The organism is Oribacterium sp., from assembly GCF_057249185.1.
The window spans coordinates 1-5,305 of sequence record NZ_DBHIGR010000155.1; the positions used below are offsets into that span (position 1 = coordinate 1).

The following is a 5,305-nucleotide window of genomic DNA, read 5'->3' on the forward strand; positions in this document are numbered from 1 at the left end:
TCTTTGATTCGCTTTCAAGCTGAGCAAATTTCTTTTCTCCCGCTCTTCCACTGTTGTCTTTTGATATCTTCTTGCACCGCATGAGTATACTTGTCTCCCCTGGCTTTTTCAAGATGAAATTAGGATTGTCTTATGGTTTTTATTAAAATTCTATTAAGCAAAGCTCTTTTTATTATTTTTTTAGAAAGGCTTTATTGTTGCCCCCCTTCCTTTGTGTTAGAGTAAGTCCTTGAACTTTTTCCTATGGGAGAAAGGCAACTTTTTACACACTTGCTTAGAAAGTATAGAAATGGGTGAATTTATGACAGGAACTTATAGACTGGGAATAGATATCGGTTCTACAACGGTGAAAGTCGCCATTATGGATCAAGAGAAGAACCTTCTTTTTTCAGACTATCGAAGACACTTTGCCAATATACAGGAAACATTGGCAGATTTACTGGAGGAAGCAAAGGAAAAACTGGGGGATTGCAGTCTGACCTGCATGGTCACCGGTTCCGGCGGATTGAGTTTGGCTAAGCACATGGGCCAGCCCTTCTGTCAGGAGGTTGTGGCTGTGGCAAATTCCTTAAAGGAGTTCTATCCTAAGACGGATGTAGCCATCGAGCTTGGGGGAGAGGATGCGAAGATCATCTACTTCAAGGGCGGTATTGACCAAAGAATGAACGGAATCTGTGCCGGAGGTACCGGTTCCTTTATCGATCAGATGGCTTCTCTTTTGGATACGGATGCTTCCGGCCTGAATGAATTGGCCAAGAATTTCCAGATGATCTATCCCATCGCAGCCCGCTGCGGTGTTTTTGCGAAGACGGATATTCAGCCTTTAATCAATGAAGGCGCTGCCAGAGAAGATTTGGCTGCCTCCATTTTCCAGGCCGTATGTAATCAGACTATTTCCGGTTTGGCTCAGGGAAAGCCTATCCGCGGAAATGTTGCCTTCTTAGGAGGCCCGCTCCACTTTATGTCGGAATTAAGAAACAGTTTTATCCGTACTCTAAAGCTAGAGGGAGATGCCATTATCAATCCGGATAATTCTCATCTCTTTGCCGCCATTGGTTCTGCCTTAAGTATAGAAGAAAATGCAAAAGAAGTTCCTCTGGCAAGCCTGGTCAAGAGTCTTCGTGCCGGCATTGAAATGGACAGTGAAATCAAGCGTATGGACTGTCTCTTTGAAAAAGAAGAGGATTACCAAAGCTTCATTGCTCGTCATGATAAGGCCAAGGTGCCTACCGGAGACTTATCCAACTATAAGGGAAAAATCTTCCTGGGAATTGATGCAGGTTCCACTACCACCAAGGTGGCTTTGATTTCCGAAGAGGGTGAACTGCTTTATACCTTTTACTCCGGAAATGAAGGTTCTCCCATTGCCACGGCTATCAGAGCCATGAAGGAAATCAAAGAAAAGCTTCCGGAGGGTGCGGAGATCAGTTACTCCTGCTCTACCGGTTACGGAGAAGCTCTCTTAAAGTCCGCCTTCCAGCTGGACGAGGGAGAGGTGGAAACCATTGCCCACTACTATGCCGCATCCTTCTTTGAGCCGGATGTGGATTGTATCTTGGACATCGGCGGACAGGATATGAAGTGTATTCATATTAAGGACGGCACCGTGGATAATGTGCAGTTAAATGAAGCCTGCTCCTCCGGTTGCGGTTCTTTCCTGGAGACCTTTGCAAAATCCTTAGGCTATAACGTCATTGACTTCTCTCAGGAGGCTTTGTTCGCAAAGACGCCTACGGATTTAGGATCCCGTTGTACCGTATTTATGAATTCCAATGTAAAGCAGGCTCAGAAGGAGGGCGCTACCGTAGCGGATATTTCCGCAGGTCTTGCCTACTCCGTAGTAAAGAATGCTTTATACAAGGTTATTAAGGTTACCAATCCCAAGGAGCTTGGTAAGCATATCGTGGTACAGGGTGGAACCTTCTATAATAATGCCGTTCTCAGAGCCTTAGAGCAGATTCTGGGACAAAATGTAACCCGTCCGGACATTGCCGGTATCATGGGTGCCTTCGGTGCAGCCCTGATTGCCAGAGAGCGATACAGCATTGAAACCGATAAGCTGGAAAATGAAATTCTGGCCGGGGAAGCGGATAAGGAGTTTTTGGATGCCAGCGGCTACAAAAAGACTACTATGCTTCCATTAGATAAGATTGTAAATCTGGAATACGAAACCACCATGGGCCGTTGCCAGCTTTGCAGCAATAAGTGTGTGCTGACCATCAGTAACTTCGGAGGAGGACGAAGCTTTATCTCCGGAAACCGTTGTGAAAGAGGTGCAGGAAAGCCTAAGGCGAAATCCGAAGTGCCAAACCTCTTTAAGTACAAGATTAAGAGAATTTTCGGCTATGAGCCATTAAGTATAGAAGAAGCTAAGCGTGGAGAGGTGGGAATCCCCCGTGTCCTGAATATGTATGAAAATTACCCCTTCTGGGCCATTTTCTTTAAGGAGCTTGGCTTTAGAACCGTGCTCTCCCCCTCTTCCAACAAAAAGCTTTATGAAATGGGTATCGAATCCATTCCTTCCGAGTCCGAATGTTACCCTGCCAAGCTGGTACACGGACATATTGAATGGCTAATCGCCAAGGATCAGAAGTTCATTTTCTATCCCTGTATTCCTTATGAGCGAAATGAAACACCGGATGCGGGAAACCATTACAACTGCCCCATGGTTACCTCCTATGCGGAAAATATCAAGAACAATGTGGAGAATCTGGAGGAAAAGAGCATTCTCTTTATGAAGCCCTTCCTGGCCTTCACCAATGAAAAGATTTTAACGGACCAGCTTTGCAAGGTCTTTGTTCACCCCAAGGATATTCAGGACTCCATCAAGCCTGCCGGAGACTGGACTCTGGAAAAAATCGGAGAAAAGTTTAAAGAATGGAACTTTACGGAGAAAGAAATCCGAGAAGCAGCTCATCTGGCTTGGGAAGAGCTTTTACAGTCCCGAAAGGACATTGAGGAAAAAGGGGAAGAAACCCTGATGTGGATGGAAAAGACCGGCAATCGAGGAATTGTCTTGGCCGGTCGTCCCTACCATGCCGATCCTGAAATCCATCACGGTATTCCTGAGCTGATTACCTCCTTTAACTTTGCAGTTTTAACGGAGGACTCCATCTCCCATTTGGCAGAGGTAAAACGTCCCATCATTGTTACGGATCAGTGGATGTATCATTCCCGTCTCTATAAGGCCGCTGCCTTTGTCAAGACCCAGGAAAATCTGGACTTTATCCAGTTAAACTCCTTCGGTTGCGGACTGGATGCGGTAACGGTAGACCAGGCGAAGGACATCTTGAACGGCTCCGATAAGATTTTCACCGTATTAAAGATTGACGAGGTAAATAATTTAGGAGCGGCAAGAATTCGTATCCGTTCCCTCCTTGCGGCTATCCGTGTTCGAGCAGAAAAGAATTATAAGAGAACCATTCGTTCCGAAAGCTATAAGAGAACCCTCTTTACCAAGGATATGAAGCAGGAGGGCTATACCATCCTCTGTCCTCAGATGTCCCCTCTTCACTTCGAGCTGATTGAGCCGGCTATTCGTTCCGAGGGCTATAATCTGGTGGTTTTGGACAATGACAACCGTTCCGCCATCGATACGGGATTGCAGTATGTAAACAACGACTCCTGCTATCCTTCCATTATTGTGGTAGGACAGGTTATGGAGGCTTTACTTTCCGGAAAATATGATTTGGAAAAGACAGCGGTTATTATGTCCCAGACCGGAGGAGGCTGTCGTGCCTCCAACTATATCGGCTTTATCCGTAGAGCTTTGGACAAGGCGGGCATGGGACAGATTCCGGTTATTTCCTTAAATGCCAACGGAATGGAATCTACCCCCGGCTTTACTATGACCATTCCTCTTCTCACCAAGGCAATGCAGGGAATTGTCTACGGAGACCTTTTTATGCGTCTTCTTTACAGCACCCGTCCCTACGAGTTGCAGGAGGGTTCCGCAGAGGCTTTACATCAAAAGTGGAAGAAGATCTGTCAAGAAAGTCTTTCCAAGAAAAATATTCCTTTCCTGGAGTTTGGAAAAAACGTAAAGGGTATTATTAGAGATTTTGATGCCCTGCCCATGAACACCAATGTAAAGAAGCCAAAGGTTGGTATTGTGGGAGAAATTCTGGTAAAGTTCTCCCCTCTTGCCAATAACCATATTGTAGAGCTTTTGGAAAAGGAAGGGGCTGAGGCGGTAATGCCGGATCTTATGGACTTCCTACTCTACTGTTTCTATAACCAGAACTTTAAGTATGAGAATCTGGGGGCTTCCTGGAAAGGAAAGACCTTCTGTAATATTGCCATTAGCCTTTTGGAATCCTTCCGAAAGACTGCAAGAAAGGAACTGGAAAAGTCCAAGCACTTTACTGCCCCCGGAGATATTCGGGAATTGGCGGATAAGGCAAGACAGTATGTTTCCTTAGGAAATCAGACCGGTGAAGGATGGTTCTTAACCGGAGAAATGCTGGAACTGATTGACGAGGGTGTGGATAATATTGTTTGTACCCAGCCCTTCGGCTGTCTCCCCAACCACATCGTAGGTAAGGGTGTTATCAAGGAATTAAAGCGCCATAACCCCGGTGCCAACATTATTGCGGTAGACTATGATGCAGGAGCATCCGAGGTAAACCAGCTGAATAGAATCAAGCTGATGCTGACGGTGGCGCAGAACAAAATCAGAGAGCAGGCGTAGGGAGTTCTGATAAATATCTTAGCATTTCCTTCCATGCCACCTTGAAACAGGGGCACGCTCCCGCTAACTTCGCCCGGCAGGGGATACTAAGCGAAAAACTGCGTTTCTCTTGTTTTTCGCAAGTACCCGCGGGCTCAGATTGCCCCTTATTCCAAGATGACATAGAAGGAAATAACAAGCTTTATACAGAACTATAAAATCAGGTAGTGTGTTATTGTTCACACTATCTGATTTTTTGTTATAATGAACTGTATACTTACATTGTTGAGCATATAAGAATGATAAATTAGGAGGGTTTGATGGATATTGCGAAAAAGATTGATCATACTATGTTAAAGCCGGAGGCGGGGAAGGATGTGGTGGTCCGCTATTGTCAAGAGGCTAAGGAGCATGGCTTTGCCTCTGTTTGTGTGAACAGTGTTTATGTTCCATTGGTGAAGAAATCTTTAGCAGGCAGTGATGTCAAGGTTTGTTCCGTGGTCGGATTTCCTTTGGGCGCAATGTCTACAAGAGCTAAAGCCTTTGAAGCCAAATGTGCTGTGGAAGACGGGGCTGATGAAATTGATATGGTGCTTCCTATCGGTGCTTTAAAGGATGGGGATTTTCAAGCCGTGG

The 5,305-nt window shown here is 45.5% G+C and carries 2 protein-coding genes; both read left to right on the plus strand.

Annotation, left to right across the window (positions count from 1 at the left end):
• Positions 1–301: 301 nt before the first annotated feature.
• Positions 302–4,690: an acyl-CoA dehydratase activase-related protein gene (locus tag ACO4PX_RS08370; RefSeq protein WP_485572262.1), complete on the plus strand. Its 4,389-nt coding sequence runs from the start codon at positions 302–304 to the stop codon at positions 4,688–4,690.
• Positions 4,691–4,989: 299 nt separating this feature from the next.
• A partial coding sequence (gene deoC, locus ACO4PX_RS08375) for a deoxyribose-phosphate aldolase (protein WP_485572261.1) occupies positions 4,990–5,305 on the plus strand: 316 nt, incomplete at its 3' end.

What these genes read in the sequence shown, in the direction of transcription:
- ACO4PX_RS08370 (WP_485572262.1), top strand. Translation starts at nt 302, where the DNA reads ATGACAGGAACTTATAGACTGGGAATAGATATCGGTTCTACAACGGTG.